At 64.5% G+C, this 19,303-nt stretch carries 23 protein-coding genes; 10 read left to right on the top strand and 13 right to left on the bottom strand.

The annotated features are described in order from the left end of the window. Positions 1-25 precede the first annotated feature (25 nt). Together GCU68_RS12400 and artA are read right to left on the bottom strand one after the other, a co-directional pair. Positions 26-733 (bottom strand): metallophosphoesterase, encoded by a 708-nt coding sequence (locus GCU68_RS12400; RefSeq protein WP_152942051.1) that lies wholly within the window; start codon positions 731-733, stop codon positions 26-28. A 6-nt stretch (positions 734-739) separates the two neighbouring features. Continuing rightward, on the bottom strand, positions 740-1,756 hold the full coding sequence (artA, locus tag GCU68_RS12395) for an archaeosortase A (protein ID WP_152942049.1): 1,017 nt from the start codon (positions 1,754-1,756) through the stop codon (positions 740-742). Positions 1,757-1,894: 138 nt separating this feature from the next. Between artA and GCU68_RS12390 the strand changes: the two genes are divergently transcribed. Both GCU68_RS12390 and GCU68_RS12385 read left to right on the top strand, forming a co-directional pair. After that, positions 1,895-2,674 (top strand): DUF7839 domain-containing protein, encoded by a 780-nt coding sequence (locus tag GCU68_RS12390; RefSeq protein ID WP_152942047.1) that lies wholly within the window; start codon positions 1,895-1,897, stop codon positions 2,672-2,674. Positions 2,675-2,809: 135 nt separating this feature from the next. Next, entirely contained in the window at positions 2,810-3,598 is a 789-nt protein-coding gene (locus GCU68_RS12385) for an enoyl-CoA hydratase/isomerase family protein (RefSeq protein ID WP_152942045.1), read from the top strand. A gap of 114 nt (positions 3,599-3,712) precedes the next feature. Here the strand turns inward: GCU68_RS12385 and GCU68_RS12380 are convergent, their stop codons facing one another. Continuing rightward, positions 3,713-4,612, bottom strand: a complete 900-nt coding sequence (locus tag GCU68_RS12380; RefSeq protein WP_152942043.1) for a glycosyltransferase family 2 protein — start codon at positions 4,610-4,612, stop codon at positions 3,713-3,715. A 148-nt stretch (positions 4,613-4,760) separates the two neighbouring features. Next, positions 4,761-5,468 (bottom strand): class I SAM-dependent methyltransferase, encoded by a 708-nt coding sequence (locus GCU68_RS12375; protein ID WP_152942041.1) that lies wholly within the window; start codon positions 5,466-5,468, stop codon positions 4,761-4,763. Positions 5,469-5,873: 405 nt separating this feature from the next. Between GCU68_RS12375 and GCU68_RS12370 the strand changes: the two genes are divergently transcribed. Then, entirely contained in the window at positions 5,874-6,155 is a 282-nt protein-coding gene (locus GCU68_RS12370; RefSeq protein ID WP_152942039.1) for a helix-turn-helix domain-containing protein, read from the top strand. Between the two features lie 170 nt (positions 6,156-6,325). Continuing rightward, positions 6,326-7,108, top strand: coding sequence for an MBL fold metallo-hydrolase (locus tag GCU68_RS12365; RefSeq protein ID WP_152942037.1), 783 nt, complete (start codon positions 6,326-6,328; stop codon positions 7,106-7,108). A 76-nt stretch (positions 7,109-7,184) separates the two neighbouring features. Here GCU68_RS12365 and GCU68_RS12360 read toward each other — a convergent pair whose 3' ends face one another. Continuing rightward, entirely contained in the window at positions 7,185-7,448 is a 264-nt protein-coding gene (locus GCU68_RS12360) for a hypothetical protein (RefSeq protein ID WP_152942035.1), read from the bottom strand. Positions 7,449-7,580: 132 nt separating this feature from the next. On the opposite strand from GCU68_RS12360, the gene GCU68_RS12355 reads away from it, so the two are divergent. Beyond that, positions 7,581-8,297, top strand: coding sequence for a YkgJ family cysteine cluster protein (locus GCU68_RS12355; protein ID WP_152942033.1), 717 nt, complete (start codon positions 7,581-7,583; stop codon positions 8,295-8,297). Between the two features lie 47 nt (positions 8,298-8,344). After that, a complete protein-coding gene (locus tag GCU68_RS12350; protein WP_152942031.1) occupies positions 8,345-9,070 on the top strand; it encodes a heptaprenylglyceryl phosphate synthase in 726 nt (241 codons plus the stop codon). 46 nt (positions 9,071-9,116) lie between these two features. On the opposite strand, the gene GCU68_RS12345 is transcribed toward GCU68_RS12350, so the two are convergent. The 3 genes from GCU68_RS12345 to GCU68_RS12335 form a co-directional block, all read right to left on the bottom strand. After that, positions 9,117-10,310 carry an AI-2E family transporter gene (locus GCU68_RS12345; protein ID WP_152942029.1) on the bottom strand — a complete coding sequence of 398 codons (1,194 nt, stop codon included), beginning with the start codon at positions 10,308-10,310 and terminating at the stop codon, positions 9,117-9,119. A 262-nt stretch (positions 10,311-10,572) separates the two neighbouring features. Further along, entirely contained in the window at positions 10,573-10,977 is a 405-nt protein-coding gene (locus GCU68_RS12340) for a TRAM domain-containing protein (RefSeq protein ID WP_152942027.1), read from the bottom strand. A gap of 122 nt (positions 10,978-11,099) precedes the next feature. Beyond that, complete coding sequence (locus GCU68_RS12335; RefSeq protein ID WP_152942026.1) at positions 11,100-12,827, bottom strand: radical SAM protein; 1,728 nt, start codon at positions 12,825-12,827, stop codon at positions 11,100-11,102. Positions 12,828-12,939: 112 nt separating this feature from the next. Between GCU68_RS12335 and GCU68_RS21335 the strand changes: the two genes are divergently transcribed. Both GCU68_RS21335 and GCU68_RS12330 read left to right on the top strand, forming a co-directional pair. Further along, positions 12,940-13,098 carry a DUF7559 family protein gene (locus GCU68_RS21335; RefSeq protein WP_168927093.1) on the top strand — a complete coding sequence of 53 codons (159 nt, stop codon included), beginning with the start codon at positions 12,940-12,942 and terminating at the stop codon, positions 13,096-13,098. A gap of 214 nt (positions 13,099-13,312) precedes the next feature. Beyond that, positions 13,313-13,768, top strand: a complete 456-nt coding sequence (locus GCU68_RS12330) for an Hsp20/alpha crystallin family protein (protein WP_152942024.1) — start codon at positions 13,313-13,315, stop codon at positions 13,766-13,768. Positions 13,769-13,808: 40 nt separating this feature from the next. Here the strand turns inward: GCU68_RS12330 and GCU68_RS12325 are convergent, their stop codons facing one another. Further along, positions 13,809-14,990: an NAD(P)/FAD-dependent oxidoreductase gene (locus GCU68_RS12325; protein WP_152942022.1), complete on the bottom strand. Its 1,182-nt coding sequence runs from the start codon at positions 14,988-14,990 to the stop codon at positions 13,809-13,811. 193 nt (positions 14,991-15,183) lie between these two features. On the opposite strand from GCU68_RS12325, the gene GCU68_RS12320 reads away from it, so the two are divergent. After that, a complete protein-coding gene (locus GCU68_RS12320) occupies positions 15,184-15,861 on the top strand; it encodes a DUF502 domain-containing protein (RefSeq protein ID WP_152942020.1) in 678 nt (225 codons plus the stop codon). Between the two features lies 1 nt (position 15,862). Here GCU68_RS12320 and GCU68_RS12315 read toward each other — a convergent pair whose 3' ends face one another. The 3 genes from GCU68_RS12315 to GCU68_RS12305 form a co-directional block, all read right to left on the bottom strand. Continuing rightward, a complete protein-coding gene (locus GCU68_RS12315) occupies positions 15,863-16,456 on the bottom strand; it encodes an NUDIX hydrolase (RefSeq protein ID WP_152942018.1) in 594 nt (197 codons plus the stop codon). Between the two features lie 115 nt (positions 16,457-16,571). Then, positions 16,572-17,042 (bottom strand): DUF7109 family protein, encoded by a 471-nt coding sequence (locus GCU68_RS12310; protein ID WP_152942016.1) that lies wholly within the window; start codon positions 17,040-17,042, stop codon positions 16,572-16,574. Between the two features lie 26 nt (positions 17,043-17,068). Next, complete coding sequence (locus tag GCU68_RS12305; protein ID WP_152942014.1) at positions 17,069-18,229, bottom strand: glycosyltransferase family protein; 1,161 nt, start codon at positions 18,227-18,229, stop codon at positions 17,069-17,071. Positions 18,230-18,465: 236 nt separating this feature from the next. Between GCU68_RS12305 and GCU68_RS21070 the strand changes: the two genes are divergently transcribed. Next, on the top strand, positions 18,466-18,636 hold the full coding sequence (locus tag GCU68_RS21070) for an HVO_0758 family zinc finger protein (RefSeq protein WP_006067948.1): 171 nt from the start codon (positions 18,466-18,468) through the stop codon (positions 18,634-18,636). A 44-nt stretch (positions 18,637-18,680) separates the two neighbouring features. Here the strand turns inward: GCU68_RS21070 and GCU68_RS12300 are convergent, their stop codons facing one another. Beyond that, positions 18,681-19,235 carry a metal-dependent hydrolase gene (locus GCU68_RS12300; protein WP_152942013.1) on the bottom strand — a complete coding sequence of 185 codons (555 nt, stop codon included), beginning with the start codon at positions 19,233-19,235 and terminating at the stop codon, positions 18,681-18,683. Between the last annotated feature and the right edge of the window lie 68 nt (positions 19,236-19,303).

Genomic DNA, 19,303 nt, shown 5'->3' with positions numbered 1-19,303 from the left:
TCGGTTCGGTGCCGCCAGCACGCCACTACAACAGTCGCCGACACTCCCCCAGCGGCGGAAACCACAGCACTTTCTCGCTCGAGTCGTCCCAGACGCCGGGATGGAACGCATCCACGTCGGTGATCAGCGGCGACTGAAAATCCGGACCGCCCATTCCGTTGACGGTGGCACCCGCGGCGAGCGGCGAGAACGCGGGACAGACGATCACGTCAGCGCCCTCGTAGACGGCTGGTCCGTAGAGAAAACAGGGGTGTTTGCGCCCCTCGACGTCGAGTGCGGGGTGGTCGTGCCCGATGACGTACCGGGTCGCCGCGGTCTCCGGGGGCTCGTGGCCGTGACAGACGACCGTCTCGCCGTCCGCGAGCCGATACTCGCTCGTCGTGGCTCCGTCGAAGACCGTCTCGAGCATCGGATCGTGGTTACCCGGCGTGACGACGAGCGCCGCGCCAGCCGCCTCGATACACGCTTCGAAGGCGGTCAGATCGCGCTTGAGGCCGCGCGGGACGCCGTCGAAGGCGTGGAGTAGATCGCCGGCGACGACGACCGTCTCCGGGTCGGTGCGAACGAGCAGCGACTCGAGGCGGTCGCGGACGGCCCCGCCGTCGTCGATCGGCGCGGCGACGCTCGAGTCGGCCCCGCGGCCGAGATGGACGTCGGCGACAACGAGGGCGTCAGCGGCGGGAACGAAAAGTGCGCGTTCGATCGGCGAAATGGGAAGGTCGACGCGAGCCATCGCGGCTTACCGGTCGCGGTCCGAGCCACCGTCGGCGCGGACGTGGTCATCGGCGAGCGCGTCGAAGAGGTCGTACTCGTTGCCGGTGAGAATAAAGAGAACGTCCTCTAAGGGCTTGAGGGCCTCCGGCACGATCTTGACCACGAGGTAGGTGATGCCGACGAGCGCGACGACGGACAGCGACTGGGCGATGTAGTTGTGGGAGACGAGAAAGGAGACGCGATTTGCTTCCGCACCCATGTAGGTGGTCATGAACGACACGAGCCAATCCTGCTGGAACCAGCCCCACGGGGAGGCCAGTCCGATGAAGACGTTTCGAACGAGGTTGAGGAACCAGATGACGCCGATCGCCAGCGCGAAGGCCGTGGCTTTCCGCTTAAGCGGCGCCTTCACCGCGGCGATCAGACCGCCGAAGATGGCCATACTTCCGATGCCCGTGCAGGCGAGAATGATGTAGGTCGTCCGGCCCGTCACCGTCTCGTTGGGATCGAAGTCGAACTTGCTCCGGTAGCCGTTGCTTCCCTCGACGAGTCCGGGACTGTGCCCGAGCAGTTCCATCCCGTAGTGGGTCTGGGCTGCGGTCGTCTCGATCAGCCACGTCCGGACGACGGGAATCATCTCCGCCGGGAGGTAGATCAGCCCCATGAACGCGATGGCTTTCGTGAGCACGAACAGCGAATCACGGCCACCCCACAGGAGATAGCCCGTGTACGCACACAGCGGCAGCGCAGCGAGCGCCAGCACCGTCTGTAGCGGGCTCTGGACCTCGTAGTAGTAGTACGGCACCATCGTCACCCAGAAACTCCCGAACGCGACCCACGCACCCGTCGCGAGGTATCGCGCCGGCTCGAGTGCCCCCTGCCACCGGAGTACTAATGCCACGAAAAACGCAGCGATCGAGATCCAAGCTAACATATCAGTCGTTTGAATCGATTCGAGAATCGCCGGTGTCAGCGTGGTCGCGCCTGCATATTCGAGGCCGACGACCGACACCGTGTCGGTTCCAGCAGAGAGGGGCGGCATATTCGTGAAATACTGAAGGACGCTCGCGGTATCAACTTGACGCCTCGTGTCTGACCGAGCAAATCAGACAGGAACGACGGAGAGAGCACGGATCGCTGACCGTGTAGCTTTTTGCCGCGGTCGGGAAAGAGTAGGCGTATGGTCGACGTCCTCGATAACAAACGGGTCGCGACGCGCTTTCGGATTCTCGTCCAGATCGCCGAACGTCAGCCCGCTGTCAGTCAGGGAGAGATCGCCGAGGAAGTCGGCGTGACGAGTCAGGCCGTCAGCGAGTACATCCGCGAACTCGTCGACGACGGACTCGTCGAAAAGGAAGGTCGTTCACGGTATCGTGTCACGAACGAAGGCGTCGACCGGCTCTTCCGGACCGCCGACGACATCCGTCGATTCGCCGACCACGTCACCGGCGACATTCTGGGTGCGATGAGCGAGGCCGCCTACATCGCGACCGACGACATCGACGAAGGCGACACTGTCACGCTCTCCGTGAAAAACGGCTTGCTTCATGCGAGCCCCGGCGACGAGGGGCCGGCAACTGGCGTCGCGACGACCGACGCCGAAGCCGGCACCGACGTCGGCGTTACGAGCTTCGAGGGTGTCATGGACTTAGATCCCGGCTCCGTCACCGTCTTGCAGGTCCCCTCAGTCCGCTCCGGTGGCAGTCGAGCGATCGATTCGGACCTCGTCGCCGACCGCTGCGACGACGCCGATCTGGTCGTTGCAGCCGGCGTCGAAGCCGTCGTGGCCTGTCGACAGGCCGGCACCGAGCCGACCGTGGCGTTCGCCACCGGTGACGTCGCCGCCGAAGGCGCCGAACGGGGCCTCGAGGTCACGGCGGTCGCGACGACCAACGAGGTCGGCCGCGTCACCGACACGTTGCGCGACGCCGACATCGCCTACGAAGTGCTCGAGGGGTGAGCGGTGGACGGTCTGTGGCCGTTCGAAGCGCACGACGAGCGCCGTCGTCGTTTCGCTCGTATTTCGAACCCGTTCGACTCGAACGTTCCGTCTCGGTCCCTGAAACTTACAGTGGTTGATACGGTCACCTGTATCATGAACTCGATTGGCACAGGGCTTGCGGCGATCGACTGGCACGACCGACGCGCGGACGTCTATCTCTCTCGGCCCGAGAAACGGAACGCGATGACCGTTCCCCTCATGAACGACCTGATCACGGCGTTCGAGCGGGTCGACGCCGACGAAGACGTTCGATCGGTGACGCTGCTCGGCGAGGGACCGGTCTTCTCCGCCGGAATGGACCTCACCATGATGCGCAATCGGGTCGAACCCGACGCCGAAATCGACCGGGACGTTTTCCCGAGGCTGCTCGAGGCCATCGAGGAGACGCGCCAGCCGGTCGTCGCCGGGATCAAACGCGCCGCCCCCGCGGGCGCGTTCGAACTGACGCTACCCTGTGACCTCCGCGTAATCGGCCGCAGGGCGAAATACGGACTGCTCGAGACCAAACTCGGGACGTTCCCACACGGTGGTGGCACCCAGCGGCTGCCCCGGCTGGTCGGGCTGTCGAAGGCGAAAGAGATCGTCCTCACTGGCGAGTTCATCGACCCCGAGGCGGCCGCCGACATGGGACTCGTCCACGAAGTGGTCGACACCGACACCGTCGACGAGCGAGCGAAAGCCGTCGCCGACGAGCTCGGTGAGAACGCCCCGCTCGGCCTTCGAAACGCCAAAGACGCGCTCAACGCGGCCCTCGAAATGCCTCTCGAGCAGGGACTGGCCTACGAACGGCAACTGGGCTACGAACTCGACGACACTCGCGACTACCGCGAAGGGTTCGAGGCGCGCCTCGAGGATCGAAAGCCGGAATTCCGCGGGGAGTAATACTGCCGGTCAAAACGATTCACGCACCGATCGAACGCGAACGCTCGTCGCCTTCGCCGACGAGCCGTGAGACGCGGTCGGGCGTTTACTGACTGTTGTCCAACAGTATACGCCCTATCGGCGATCGTAGACGCGAACCGCGCGGTCGTGGCGCACCGACAGACCATTCGGGTTGCGCTGACTCGAGCGGTCAGTGTAGCGAGCGCGAAGCCCGTCGCGGAGGCCACACGCGGCGTTCGTGACGACGTCGGTCCCGTCGGAGAGCCAGCCCGTTGGCGTTTCGTTGCCGGCGAGCACGCCGCGAATGCCAGAGATACCGTCGCGAAGCGCACTCCCGATTGTCCGTGTGAGGACGGTCGGTCGCAGTCCGTAGTTTTTCGCGAGACGATAGGATAGCGAGCGATACGCCTGCCCCCAGTCGCGGTCCGTCTGCCCGCCGTCGGTCCCGACCTCACAGCGGGCGGCCATCTCCGCATCCCAGTCGGTGTCGAACCCGAGGCCAGCAACGCGGTGGGCGCAGTCGCGCTCGCCGCCGACCTCGAGGTACTCGTCGAAGCCGTCGAGCGCCTCGAGGACGGTCCGGTCGAACGCGACGTTGTCGCCATCGAAGTGGACGACGCTGCGACCGGCGATGGTCCGCGGTGTTTGGAAATCGTAGTCGGTTTCGCTTCCGGTCACCGGGCCGGTAACCACGTCGGTGCCGTCGGCGATCGAGCGTTCGATGGCGTCATACCAGCTATGTTCGATGGCGTATTCGCCGTCGAGGAAGGCGATGACATCGCCCGTCGCAGCCCGCAACCCGGCGTTGCGCGAGACGTTCGGGTTTCGTTCGGAAATTTCGACCAACACGTCGACGTCGGGACGCTCGCGAATGACACCGGTCGTTCCGTCCGAGGAGGGGCCGTTGACCACGATCAGTTCCGTCGAGGGCGGCGTTCGCGCTGCGAGGGCATCGAGCGACGACAGTAGCTGCTCCCGGTCGTTGAGCGTCGATACGACTACCGAGAGCTCCATACGCTGTGATAGAAGTCATCGGTAGTAAAATTAGGGGAGTTCGTCGCTGAGAGACGACGGACCCTGCTGGTCGTTCGGCAGCGCTCGGTCCGCGTCGTCACCACGGTGACACACGACAGCCGGAACGGAAACAGTGTGGTCGCGACCGTCAGCGGACGCGCGTGTTCCAGTAGGAGACCGACGCCAGATGGTCACTGACCGGAATCTTACCGATCGCCTTATCGAGCGTTCGAATCGGTGACGCGAGTTCGTTCGGAATCGCACGATAGAGCCCGTACGGGGCGATGAAATCGTCTTCGACGTCGACCAGCGTCAGGTTCGTCTTGGCGAGGAGGATGCTCACCTCGCTTTTCGAGTAGAGCCGTGATCCCATCGGCAGCGCCCAGTTGTAGATGCTGCGGGCGCTGAACCGATTGAACGTGTCGAAGACGATCTGTTCGCGCGACACGCGGCGCATCTCCGCGAGGAACGCCTCAGGGTCGTCCGCGAGGTGGAAAAACCGCATCGCGATGACGGTATCGAAGTGATCGTCCGGGAACGGGAGTCGCCCGGCATCGCCGCGGAGGAACTCGAGCGTTCCGTCGAGGTCCGCGTATTGTGCTTTCTTGCGTCCCTGTTGTAACATCGCCGCGGAGATATCGAGGCCGACGACATCTGCGCCTTGTTCGGCAAGCATCACCGTAAACCGCCCGGTACCACAGGCGATTTCGAGGATGTTCCGGTCCTCGACGGGCATAATTGCCTCGAGGACGGCCTGTTTCTCCCGGCGGTCGATCAGCTGGCCGCCCTGGGAGAACCGCTTGTCGTCGTATTCCTCGGCGACGTCGTCGGCTTGGTACCACTCCTGTCCTTTCACACTGGGCGAAACTACAGAAGCGGGAGGATAAAACGATACTGGAGTCTGTCGGCGAATTGACCGAGAAAATCCAACGGGCGACCCATCGGTTATCAACACGATTAACCGGTTTGATCGAACTCGAACGGCCATTGAACCGGGCCACGAACCGTGAGACGCCGGGTCGACGGCTTGATTCGTCGTCCTCGGCTCGGGAATGCCATCACGATGCTGGCATCGGCCCACCGTTGACGGTTGATCCACCGCCCCGACTGCGTCGATCGGCCACTATATAGAGGCGACCGGAAGACGGCGACGCAATTCGACAATCTGTATTAATACTCTAGAGGGGTGCCTTATACAAACTGGACTGTTCGTATCCACATATAGGGAAGCTTTACCATTGGCCATTCCGGTAGCGTAGGTATGAGCACGACGACAGCCGAGGACCGCGGTGTTGCTGGCGAGGAACTCCTCTCAGAGGACGAATACCGCAACCGACTCCGCGAACTCCCGCCGAGCGCGAAACTCGTCGCGAAGGTGTTAGAGACCGACTCGCCGCTCTCGCAGGGCCAACTCGCCGAGGAATCGCTGCTGCCCGACCGCACCGTCCGCTACGCCCTCAACCGCCTCGAGGACGTCGGACTGGTCGGCTCGCGGTACAGTTTCCGCGACGCACGCAAACAGGTCTACTACCTCAACCACTGAACTAGACAGCGCTCCCGTCCGGCAGCCGGTCCACACACATGGGGGAAGGAGTTTCACGGACTCGAGCCTGCGACGAACTTCATTTTCGATCGGCGGGAGCCGATCGGTGTCGCAACGAGCGATCGGCAAACCGCGTCACTGACGGTTCTTCGAGGACAGACAGTCGATCGATGGACGTCACTCGGTGTTCGGTTCCCGTCTCGACGCGCGCCCCGACCGGAACGACTAACGCCTACCTACTCGGCTCGGGGCCGGCGATTCTCGTCGATCCGGCGGCACGAACTGACGAACTCGACCGACTGGTCCGGAGCCGATCGATCGAACACATTCTCGTCACCCACCCCCACCCCGACCACGTCGGCGCTGTCGCCGCCTACGCCGATGAGACGGACGCGACCGTCTGGGCTCGAGCCGGTCGCACCGGCCGGTTTCGAGACGCAGCCGACGTCGAACCCGACCGAACGTTCACGCCGGGGACGACGATTCGACTCGGCGACGAGCGCGTTCGTCTCCTCGAGACGCCCGGCCACGCACCCGACCACGTCGCGCTCGAGGGAGGCCGTGGCGGGCCGATTCTGTGTGGCGACTGCGCCGTCCGCGAGGGCAGCGTCGTCGTCGGTGCACCCGAAGGTGACATGCGGGCGTACGTGACGAGCCTGCGGCGACTCCGTGCGATCGACCCGCCGACGCTGTGGCCCGGCCACGGGCCCGCGATCGAGCAGCCCCGGGCCACCCTCGAGCGACTGCTCGCCCATCGACAGCATCGGGAGCAGCGTATCCTCGACGCGGTCGACGCTGGCGTGACGACGCTCGAGGACGTACTCGAAACGGCCTACGAAAAAGATCTCACCGGGGTTCGTGACCTCGCACGCGCGACCGTCGTCGCTCATCTCGAGAAACTCGACGTCGAACGACGGGTCGTGTGGGACGGCACGCTGGCGCGGCCCCGTTGAGCCGGTGGGAACACGACGGTCGCGCCGCGGGATGCTCGAGAGGCACCACTCCGTCGGCTGCAGCCGCCGACCGGGGCTAGCCGTTGCTCGCGAACTGGAACTCGAATCGCATCTGGTCGTCCATTTTCACCCGGACGCCGCCGAATCGCTCCGAGAGCTGCGTTCGCGCCTCGGAACTCGGTTCGACGGTGACGGTGACGCTGTTGTTGTTCGTATTGTAATCGATCGTGCCGACGACGACGTCGAAGTCGAAGAGTTGCGGAACCTCTTCCCGAAGACACGCTCTCACCTCGTCGATCTCCGTTTGAACGTCGGCCATTTCGTCGTTCAATGATGCCATCAGGTACCATATGTCGTAGAGGGAGGTAACGGTTCTTCCACGAAGATGAGGTGCCGGTTTCGAGACAGGCTCGTCGTCGCCTGACGGACCCCGTAGCGACCGACTTATGCGCGTCGACGCGTAGGTTTACGCGTGCACTCACTCGAGGCCGAACTCGAAACGGCGCGCCAGCTCGCAGTCGACGACATCGCCGACGCGATCGAATCGATCGGCTTCGAGTGTACCCGCTGCGGGGCGTGCTGTACGGGCGATGCCGACGACGACCACACGGCGACGGTGTTCCCCGACGAGGTTCGCACGCTCGAGGAACGCGCCGGCGACGAGGAGTACGACTGGCGCGACGTCGCCCGCCCGATGCCCTATGGCCTGTCCGAAACCGACGACGGCGACCTCGAGGGCGAGACGTTCGAGTGGGCGCTCCAGACCGACGGCTGCGGCGACTGTGCCTTCTACGACGAGACTGACAGCGTCGGTGCCTGTGCCGTCCACGAGGACCGCCCACTGATCTGTCGAACGTATCCGTTCAGCGTCGCGCTCGCGGGAACCAGCCAGCCAATGGGCGAGGCCGTCGACAGCGTTGCGCTTCCAGCGCAACGGGATGCCGACGACGAGGCCACGGTGCGCGCCCACAAGTGTGAGGGGCTGGGACGAGAGATCTCCCGCGACGACGCCGAAGAACTCGCGCGCGCGCTCAAAGAACGCGCCGTCCGCGAACTCGAGGAAGCGATCGGCGTCCGGGACAACTACGAGCCCGCCACACCGGAATCGGGCGAGGTCGTCGTCCACGACTCCGAGGGTGCAAAGGGAATCGACGGACAGCCGCTCTCCGAGGACGGCCGTACCCAGTGACCGGGCCCACCGATAGGGAGTTGCGTCGGGGTGTCGAAGAACCCGGTATGGAACTCGACTGGGACGGGATCTCCCACGTCACGAAGGTCGATCCGGCGAAGCCGCTGCCGGCCGACCGCGGCGTTCTCGAGGGCACCGATCTGGTGGTCGTCGGCGGGTCGGACGGTGTCACCACGACGAACGCACTCGAGACGATCCAAGCGGTCAGGGACGCAGTCCCGTCGACGCCGGTCGTTCAGGAGCCGGGACACGTCGCCCACGTCTCGCAGGCGACGCTCGAGTCCGTCGACGCGCTCGCGGTACCGGCGGTCTACAACGGCGACCGTGCGCATTTCGTCGGCGACCACGTCGCGATCTTCACCGAACTCGGCCGCGAGGCGGCTACCGTGGCTGACGGCGGGGCGAACGCCCTCCTCGAGACGCCGATTCTCGCTGCGGGGTACGTGATCCAGCACCTCGAGTCGACGGCCGCGGCGACGGCGGGCGTCGAGGCGGCGTACACGCCCGCGCAAGTCGCCGGCGCGGCGCTCGCGACGGAGCGGTTCTACGGCTTTCCGATCTTCTACGTCGAATACGCCGGCCGCTACGGCGGCCCCGAGGACGTCGCCGCCGCGGCTCGCGTACTCGAGGAGACGACGCTGCTGTACGGCGGCGGGATCGACAGCCGAGAGAAGGCAACCGAGATCCTCTCGGCCGGCGCGGACGCGATCGTCGTTGGTGACTGTTTTCACGACGATTTCGACCGCTTTCGCGAAACGATTCCGGAACCGTGACGACCGCGGTACGCACCGGGCGTCGTACCTCAAGGTGGGATCGATCTCAGTCCGATCCAACATCGGTTCGGTCCGGCCCGGGCGAAGGGCCCTCCACTCGGTCGGGGACACCCTCGATGAACTCGTCGAGCGTGTGCTCGGGTTCGATGGCAGCGCGCTCGCGCTCCGGAGTGGCTAGGACCGGGAGGATCAGCCGCACGAACGTCACGATGAACACCATCAGGAACGGACCGAGGAAGATCCCCGACCAGCCGAACAGCGGCGGGCCGAACAGGTACGCGAACATGACCAGCCCGGTATTGAGCAGTCGTCCGGAGAGATACGGCCGAATGTACGTCCGGACGAGGTTATCGAATGCGACGATCATGACTGCGAGGAACACGAGCGGGACCCAGAGCAGTTGCGGATCGATCGTAACAGCCTGAGCGGCGAGAATCGCGGCGATACAGAGGTAGACGATCGACCGACCAACGAGCGGGACGAGGGTAAAGAGGCCGGTGACGACGGCGAGCAATACTGCCGACGGGATCGCCAGTCCAGCGGGTGCAACGAGATTAACCACCGCGTAGATGATCGCCGAGAGGATGATAACCGCGAAAATCGTCACAGTGTAGCCGAAGTAGATCGAACTGAGCCCGCGGTCGACGGCTGAAAGGTACGTGCTCGCCAAACTCTTCTCGCCGAAGACGTTCGCTTCGAACCAGGTGGTGAGGTCGCGGTCGCTGATCAGCAGGAAAAAGGCGATCAGCAGCGAGATGAACACGTTGAACAACACTGCGGCAATCGTGCCGACCGCCGCGCCGACGGAGCCGAGCAGGGTTTGAACCGACGGCTCCTGGATCAGCAGCACCGTCGTGTCGTAGACCTCCGCGGGCGTATCCGGAAGCTCCGCGAGTTGGACCGGCAACTGTGCGATGATCCTGTCAACCGGGAGGTCCGCGACCGTCGTCACCAGTTGCCCGAGCGCGACGAGCAATATCGCGACGAGCGCTGCGACGATCGGGACGACGATCAGCAGCAGCGTCATCGCCGCGACGAGCGTCGGCGAGGCGATTCGCTGCTCGAGTCGCCGCGTGATCGGCCGCGCAATGTAGTAAATGAACAACCCGAACACGAGCCACGGGAGATACTGGTTGACGACGAGTGCGAGCACGGCCAGCAGTGCGGCCCCGAAAACCCACCACCCGAGACGTTCGCGCGTTGCCGGAACGGTTCGCAGCGGCGACTCAGCTCTGTCCATGAGGTATAGTACCACAGACACAGCATTAACAGAATTGTCACTTTGGCCTGAATTAGAGCGAGGCCAATCAATGGACCGTCTCGACGCTCGGGTGGCGTCGAATCAGTGGCCCGGCGACCGAGATGCTGGCCAACGGAGCGGAGAGACGCACAGCTGATGTCGTCACTGTGAGCCGACACCTCCGAAAACGTTCGTCCATAACGACTCCCTCTTCTCGCGCTGTCGGCGCCCGGTGAAAACGTCGCCGAGCGCCGCAGCGGGATTAAAACGTCTCTTCGATGATTTCGCCGACGGCGAAATTCGATTTGACTTCGGTGACTTCGACTTTGACGCGTTCGCCGACGTCGGCACCGGGGACGATGATGACGTACCCGCGTTCGACGCGGGCGATCCCGTCGCCCTGTTTGCCGATGTCTTCGATTTCGACGTAGCGCGTTTCGCCAACGTCAACCGGTGGCTGTGGTTCAGACGGCGCGCTCTGTGGCTGTGCCGTCGTTGTTTCGCTTTCGGTTGACTCGCCACGGGAGATGAGTGCGACGCGGTAGACTTCCTCCGGGTCGATATCCCCAGTTTCGACTTCTTGGCGTGGTACTTCGATGACGTATCGGTCCTCCTCTGCCGAGACCTCCGTACTGAACAGACACAGGAGTTTTTCAGATATTTCCACAGGTAGACCCTCACCCACACCTCTGACGGGCCTCCATAATAGAACTACCGACTGTAAACCGTTATTTTCACAGAATTGTTGCTGATTCCGTCTCGAACAGGACAGTGCTGCCGCAGTTTCGGTCAGTCGGCGTGTTCGACCGACCGCGTCGTCATGAACTGCGCGAGGTCGAACTCGGTCTCGAGGTCGGCGTCGGCGACGGAGTCGTAGGGGCGGTTGATGACGATGTCGCCCGCGGTCCGGTCGCCGATTCCGGGGATCGCGGTGAGTTCGTCCATCGAGGCGTCGTTGAGGTCGAGCGGGTACGGCACGCCAGTGACGGAGCGATAGCCGTGGTCGACGACGGCGATGTCGGTCGTCCGCCCGAGATCGCGTTCTCCCGGCACCCCGACCAACAGGGGATAGGTGCCGAGTTGGCGGCCGAACGTCGTCCCGTCCTGATGGTACTCGAGGTGGACGTCCGGAAGCACGGTTCCCGGCGGAGCGACGCGCTCGAGCATCGGATTGTCGATCTCCTCGCGAACCTGTCGTTTGTAGCGTTTGAACAGTTTCTTGTGTTCGTTGGCGATCTCGGCACCCGTATCGGACATGTCGGTGCCGGCGAAGGACATCACCTGCCGGATGTTGACCCGGCGAAGCATGTAGCCCTCGTCGTAGACCCGCTGGAGGAACTCGAGGTTGCGCTCGTAGGTCTGCTCGCGTTCGCCTTTGAGGCCGTGAAGGAGGTTGATGCCGGGGAGCAACTTGGGAAGCCGCCGTGGCGCCTCGTCGCCGAAGGTTGGTGCGTCGGCGGGATCTTCTCCGGGTCTCCAACCACCCTCCTCGTTGACGATCCGCACGGCCTCGAAACACTCCTCGGCGCTGACGTTCAGGTTGTTCTCCTCCTGCACGATCGGATCGGCGGACTCGAGGCCGAACGCGGCCGTGTCGCCGGGTGTGTTGTACTCGGCGATTATTCGAATCCCCTCCCGGCTCTGTTCGGGCCAGTTGACGATCGTGATCGGGTTCATGTTGTCCAGATGCAGCGTCTCGAGGTCGGGCGCGACCTCGCGGATACCGCTGTAGAGTTGGCGCAGGGCGTCTGGGTTCGGTGCCTCGCCGTCGCCGCCGTACGCGAGGATGTCGGCCTGCCGCCCGATCCGGAAGTGTTTCACGCCGTGATTGGAGAGAGCGTCGACTTCGCCGACGACCGACGGCGGCGGGCGGAAGTCGGGATTGCCGTAGAGCGGTTCCGTACAAAACGAACAGCGATACGCACAGCCCCGCGAGGTCTCGAGTTCGGCGATGAGGTGGTCGGGGTGGTTGGGATGTTGGTCGACGATGAACGCACCCTCCTGGGCCCACCGGGAGACTTCCTCGACGTCGCGCATCCGATTCGAAAAGTCCTCGAGGCCGCTGTCGACGAGGTCGTAGACGGCGGCCTCGACGTCGCCTTTGGCGACGAAATCGAAGTCCAGATCCTGGCGTTCGGTCTCCGTCGCGCCGGCGTTTTCGTCGCCAACACCGAACTTGACAGGGCCACCCATCAGGCTCGTCCCGGTCGCGGTCCAGGCGAGTTTTCTCACTTCGTCGGGTTCGGCGGGCGTGCCGCCGACGTACTTGCCGGGCACGGTCATCCCGCCGAGATAGATCAGCAGGTCGGCCTCGTCGACGTCACGCCACTGATTGGGCTGGTCCCGAAGCCGATCGATCGTATGATACGTGATTTGCTCGCGGGGAACACCCGCGTCGACGAGCGCTCCGGCCGTATACCGCGGGTACGTCGAGATGTACGGCGGCACCCCGAAGTGAGCGGGCTCGTCGACGTAGCCGTCGACGATCGTCACCGACAGCGTCTCGGGGGCAGTCATAGCTCCCGGTAGCGCCTCGAGGGGTAAAACGGTGACTACACGCTCGAGGGCACCACCGGACGACCCCGCCGAAACCCCGACGTTGATGATCATCGTGTCCCTACTGGTCGGTATGCCACTGACCGAAGAGTTCGTCTGTACTGCTGAGGACTGTTTTCTCGATCTGTTCGAAAACCACTACACGTACGACGTTCCCGAGGACCTCGAGGTGACGGATCTCTCCTGTCCCGTCTGTGGTGGGACCGACTGTCTCGAGAAAGTGTCGCTGTGACTCGTTGCAACGCACTCGTCCGGTCCGGAAACCGCCAGACGCGACGACTGGCGCCACTGGCAATAGCCCATAAACGAGAAACGCGTCAGACGTTTCTTTTGTTCTATCAAAAGAGATATGAATGGGGATCGTGTAACCTGTTGACAAGCCATGGCTTCGACGTACCTCCAGGTCCCCACCACGGCCCCGTCAGCAGTCACAGGGGTGACGCATCGTGAGCCTCAGTGATCTCCGCAAGTCGGTCAGCAACGCCCTCTACCGCCACGTTGGCCGTGCTCACAGCCAGGTTCAGAACCATCGCTCCCTTCCCGTCGACATCTTAGAGAACGACACGACGTATCAGGTCGTCTTCGACGCCCCCGGTGCCGAACCCGACGACGTCCAGGTTCGGTACCTCGAGGGGACTGTCAAAATCCGGATCGAGCGGTTCCGCCAGTTCCGCGAACGCTACGAGATGCGATTTCCCGGTCGCGGGATGGAACTCGACGGCGAAGCCGACCTCCCCACCGACGCGGTCGTCGATCCGGACGCGGGAACGGCGACGTTGACCGAGACCGGAACGCTGCGGATCGACATTCCGAAAGATTCCGCCGTCGAGAATGGAGACTCCGACGCCGAGACGGACACCGACTCCACGACTGGAACGGACCAGCTAGCCATCGACGAGTAACGTCGACACCGTCTGTGAGCGTTTGTATCGCCGGTTCGACTCAGTGCTTCGCAATCGACATCCCGTCGACGATCTCGAACGCTTCGTCCCCGTCGAAACGGGTCGGATCGAACGCATCGATTCCTTCCCCGCCGAGGACATCCGCCGCGAGCCGCTCGCCGATCGCTGGCGCGCGCATGACGCCGTGACCCTGGAAGCCAGTCGCGACGTACAGCCCCGATCGTAACTCGCCGACCAGCGGGTCCCGGTCCGGCGTGGCCGTACAAAGCCCGGCCCACGCCCGCTCGAGCGAGAGGTCGGCGTCGGGGACGCGATGGCGAACCCGCTCGAGTGTCTCGTCGACGAACTCGGGGTCGGCCTCGCGGTCGTACGCGTCGGGATCGGCTTCGACGAGTTCCGTCCCGTCGCCCGCGAGCACTCCATCGGGATGTGGGCGCAGGTAGAATCCGTCGCTCGCGTCGTAACACATCGGTTCGTCGACGTCGGCGCTCGCGACGAGCGCCTGCACTCGGTACGGTTTCATCGGGATGGAAACGCCGGCGTCGGCGAGCAGTTGCGTCGTGTGTGCGCCGGCGGCGACGACCACCGCGTCGACCTCGCGTTTGGTGCCATCCTCGAGGACGACGTGCGAGGGATCGGCTCGGACCTCGACGGGCGTGTTCGGCTCGAGCGTCGCGCCAGCCCCGTTCGCGGCCGCGGCAAGACAGGCCGTGTATCTGGCGGGATCGGTGTACCCCGCCGCGCCAGCGATGCCCGCGACGGCGACGTCGTCGGTTCGCAACGCGGGGAAGCGTTCCGCGAGCGCGTCGGCGTCGGCCTCGAGTGCGATCGTCCCGTTTGCTTGCATGCGCTCGATCTGGTCGCGAATCGCGTCGGCGCGTTCCGTGTCGCCCTCGCGGGCGAGCCAGACGTAGGGACACTCGACGAACGGGAACGTCTCGTCGCCCGAGAGGGCCCGAAACCGTTCGATCGCATCGCTGCCGAGTTCGGCATTGAGCGGGTCTGCGAAGGCGTCGTAGCAGACGCCCGCAGCCCGCTCGCTCGAACCGCTTGCGACCGATCCGCGGTCGTACAGCGTCACGTCCGCCCCCTCGCGGGCGAGGTCGTAGGCCGTCGTCGCGCCGATCGCACCCGCACCGACGACGGCGACCTCGAGGCCAGCCCCGTCGTCGGTAAACGCGTCCGCGCCGACGGCAAGCGTCGGCTCGTCGGGAGCGGTCATCGTCGATCACCCGTCACTACGACTCGAGCGTGTGGCCGACGTCGTTGGATGTCGGCGCACGCACACGCGGCAGTCCTCGTCATAGCTGTGCGTGGGCGTGGCGGGCACTTACGTCTGGGTGTTCGCGATCGTCGCTCGAGTCCACAATCTACTCGTAGGAGGGCCACTTCCCACAGGGTGTGAGACAGGTCTTATGAGTTCGTTCAAGGGGGATTTCGGGCGTGGGCTCATCGTTATCGGCCCGATTCTCGTGACGCTGTTTCTCCTGTATGCGCTCTACTCGTTTCTTGCGAGTGTCACGCCGGGACTCGTCCTCAACGCCGACACGCTCGAGTTCGTGTTGCCCGGCCTCGGAGAGTATACACGCGAGCGGATCGCCGGCTTTCTCCGCGTGATTACGTTTCTGGGATTCGTCGCGCTCTCGATGTACGGGATCGGCCAGTTGACGGAGACCACCATCGGTGAACTCCTCGAGGCCGTCGTCGACTACGCGGCCAACCGCGTCCCCGGTATTCGGGTGGTCTACAACGCGTCGAAAACCGCTACCGAGACCACGCTCGGTTCCGGGGGGACCCTCCAGACGCCGGTCAAACTCGAGACGTGGGAGGGGCTTCGCATGACGGCGTTCAAAACCGGTCGGACGACACAGGACGGCCGGGTCACGCTGTTTTTGCCGACATCGCCGAACATCACCACGGGATTCGTCCTCGAGGTCGCCCCCGAGGACGTGACCGAACTCGACGAAACCGTCGAGGAAGCGCTCACGCGCGTCGTCAGCGCCGGCTTCGGCGATGCAGACCGCGCGGAAGCAGACCTCGAGGAGGCGTCGCTTTCGGTCGTCGGCGAACTACAGCCAAACCGCAAGCAGTGAACTAGTACTGGGAGCGATTGACCCTCTCGGGAGGCTCGAACGACGTCGTTAACTCGAGCAGCTGGACGAGGATGCGACCAGTTGCGCCCCAGACGGTGTAGCCGTCGACGTGGAAGTAGTGGATGACGATGTCGCCGTAGTAGGGGTGGTCCCGGCGTTCGTACTCGTAGTTGGCTGGATCGAGCAGGTCCGACAGCGGAAGGACGACGATCTCTGCGACTTCGGAGTCGTCGCGCTCGTACTCCCGATCGGGGACGCGGGCAACGAACGGCGTGACGGCGTACTCCGTGATCGTCCGAATGTCGTCGAGTTGCCCGACGACCTCGGCTTCGTGGGGCTCGAGGCCGATCTCTTCGTGTGCCTCCCGCAGCGCGGTCTCGAGGATCGTGTCGTCGACCGGCTCGGCACCGCCGCCGGGGAAACTCATCTGTCCGGGATGTTCCCCGAGATGGTCGGCGCGACGGGTAAACAGCAGGTGGTCCTCGCCGTCGCGCTCGATGATCGGGGCGAGCACGGCCGCGTCGTATTCCTGATCGTCGATCTCGACCGGCTCGTGGGCCGCAACCGGCTCGAGAATCATCGTCGTCTGTGGCATATGGGTGTACGTCTCTCTCATACGCTGGTAGGCTGGTCGTCGGGTGCAGTGGTGGATTCGATCGTGGTCGGTATCGTCCGGGTTCGATCCGCGAGCGGCCGGACGGTCTGTGGGTTCACGCTACCGCCGCCTCCAGTCGCTTTCGCTCGGCCGCGAGATCGAGCGGCGCCCACGCCTCGAGGTCGTAGCTGACGTCGAGCAGGGACTCGATGCGGTCGTCGTCGCCGGCATCGATCGCCGCCTCGAGGCGCTCGACGAACGTCTCGCGAGCCGTTCGGCCGAGGGCGTCACGATCCACCTCGCGCGGGTCGATATCGAGGATGTGCGGGACGTCCTCCGCGTGGGCCGGGACCGACGGGAACGCCGTCGGGCCGGCGACCAGCAGCGGGTCGTCGCCCGGTCGCTCGTATCGAACAAGGGCGAACGACTCGAGCGCGTCGTCGATCGCCGTCTCGAGGGCCGACTCGTCCACGGACTGGCCGTCGGCCCGAAACGCGGCTTCGGAGAGTGCTCGCTCGAGTTCGGGCCGTGTCAATCCGCCGAAGAGGTCGACCACGCCTGCCAGTTCGTCGGCGGTCGCGTCCATATCCGCCACAACGGGGGGTGGTCAGATTAGTCTTGTGCGCCGGCATCGAACTGATCCAGCCGGGCCCGGTGGTCGCGTCCGTCCGCCCACGGTCGGGCGGCCTCGAGGACGTCGATCGGTTCGAACGGCGCGTCGCACCATCGTGGCAGCCGTCTGTCAGGTCCGGGTGGTGCGATCGAGTCTGCGTAGCGGGTGAGCTGGTCCCGTTCGGCCGCCGGATCGTACGCGAGCCCGTTGACCGTCGCATCGGCGCGATACTGGTCGATCAGCCGATCGCCGGCCGCCAGATACCGATCTCTGAGCGCCGCGTACTCGAGGTCGACGCCCCGTTCCTCGACGACACGCAGCAGTTCCCCGGCGACTTCTCGGCTCATCCCCTCGAGGCCGGTCTCGCCGGCGACCGCACGGTGGTCGTGTTCGTGACAGCCGAGATCGACCTGTGCGGAGTTCTCGAAACCGGCAGCGTCGAACGCGTCGCCGAGCGTGCCGACCTCGAGCCCCCACGCACGCGGGGCGCGAAGCGTTCGGGCAAGGTCCGCGGTGGCGGCGAACTCGCCGGCCAGCGCGTACCGGAATGCGGCGAGGTAGTCGACGATCGGCGCGTCGTGAGTGTCCTCGAGTGCCCGGATGAGCGGCGCGTAGAACAGCCGAAAGAGCCGGCCGTAGAGGCGGCCATCTTCCACGCGGGCGTAGTAGCCTTTCGAAAACGCATATCCCATCGTCAGCGGCGCGAGCAGCCGAGTGACGTGGGCGGCCTCGTAACTCCAAGCGTCGGCGTCGTGGACGACGACGGACTCGCCGGCCGCGGCGGCGGGACCGAGCGCGAGCCAGACGTCTTGGCCCTTCCCGAAGCCGTTCGCCAGTCCGACACTGGTGAGGAGTTCCTCGACTGCAGGGGCGTTACACCAGAGGACAGCCGTCGGCAGGGCAAACGACTCGAGCCACTCCCGAAACGGGCCGATTCGGTCGGCGTCGGCACGGACCGGTACGATGACAGCTGCAGGGGCAGGTTCGAGGGTCTCGAGTTCCGAGAGCACGCGTTCGGCGGCGGGACTCCCGTGTTCGCGGCCGGCCATCGGGACGACGACGGTCGTCTCGGCGACCGCATCGGCGGCGGGACTGGCCGACGGGTCGCCCGACTCGCCGAAGTCGTGGAGCGTTGCGATGCGCTCCTGTACGTACTCCATCGGTGGAGTGTTCGACCGGACCGATAAAACGGCCACGACTCCGGCTAACTGGACTCGACCCTCGCCGCTCGAGACGACTCGCTGCTGCTGACGTGCTCGAGGGGCCACGACCCGTGGCCGACCGCTCGAGGCCCGCCATCGGTAGCATATTTGTTGTTGAATGCTGTCGATCGGACGAAACGACAGTTCAACTGAAGCACCGGTCTTTTTCTCCCCTACGTTCGTAGAGGTGGCACATGAAATCTGTCCGGAAGGCACTCCGCGAAGGCGATCTCGAGAAAGACACGTACGACCGACTCGTCTGTGCCGAGTGTGGAAAGCCGTTGAAGACCGAGAACGACCCGGACCAGATCAAGACCGTACGCATCTGCCCGGACTGTGACGCCGAGTGGAAAGAAATCCGATAACGCGGTCTGTTTTCGACAGCACGCGGTCGGTCGTCGTGAGCCAATTAGCTCGGCGTTGGCCACACGCGTCCGGCCGCGGCTCGAATCGGCTCGAGGCCGGGGTAGTCGTGGCGACGCCACAGGACGAGCGCAACGGCGGCGAAGACGAACTCCGAGAGAAAAAATGGCTGGCCCAGCGAGTCCTGCAAGAGCGCGAGGATGGTGGGTGGGCCCTGTTCGTACTCTTCGACGGGAATCGCCGGCCAGAGGAGATGCGTGGCGCTCTCTCGAACCCCCCACAGCGCCGGTGTGACATCGACGAGAACGTGTGAAAGTGCGCCGATCGAGAAGGCGATGCCGTACTCCCGGCGGTCGTACCGGCTGGCGAGCACGATAATCGCCGTTGTAAGCGGAATCAGGACGAACAGCGAGTGAGCGAGCGTCCGTCCCGTCGGGAGCACGGCTAGATACCACGCCAACGGTTTGTCCACGAGATCCGAGAACTGACTCCCGAGTACGAGCACCAGCGCGGGAACGTGTGCCGGCGGCGCGTCGAATCGGGCTCGAGTCGCGACCGTGTAACAGAGATAGGCGACGGCGACGTGTCCGATTGGCCACATACGAACGGGATGACGAGCGACGGCGATATAACTGGCCTGATCGGAACCCAGCGCGATCCACGACGGTC

It is taken from the genome of Natronorubrum aibiense (genome assembly GCF_009392895.1).
In the GTDB taxonomy this organism is placed as follows: domain Archaea; phylum Halobacteriota; class Halobacteria; order Halobacteriales; family Natrialbaceae; genus Natronorubrum; species Natronorubrum aibiense.
This window is presented reverse-complemented; position numbering and strand designations above follow the sequence as displayed.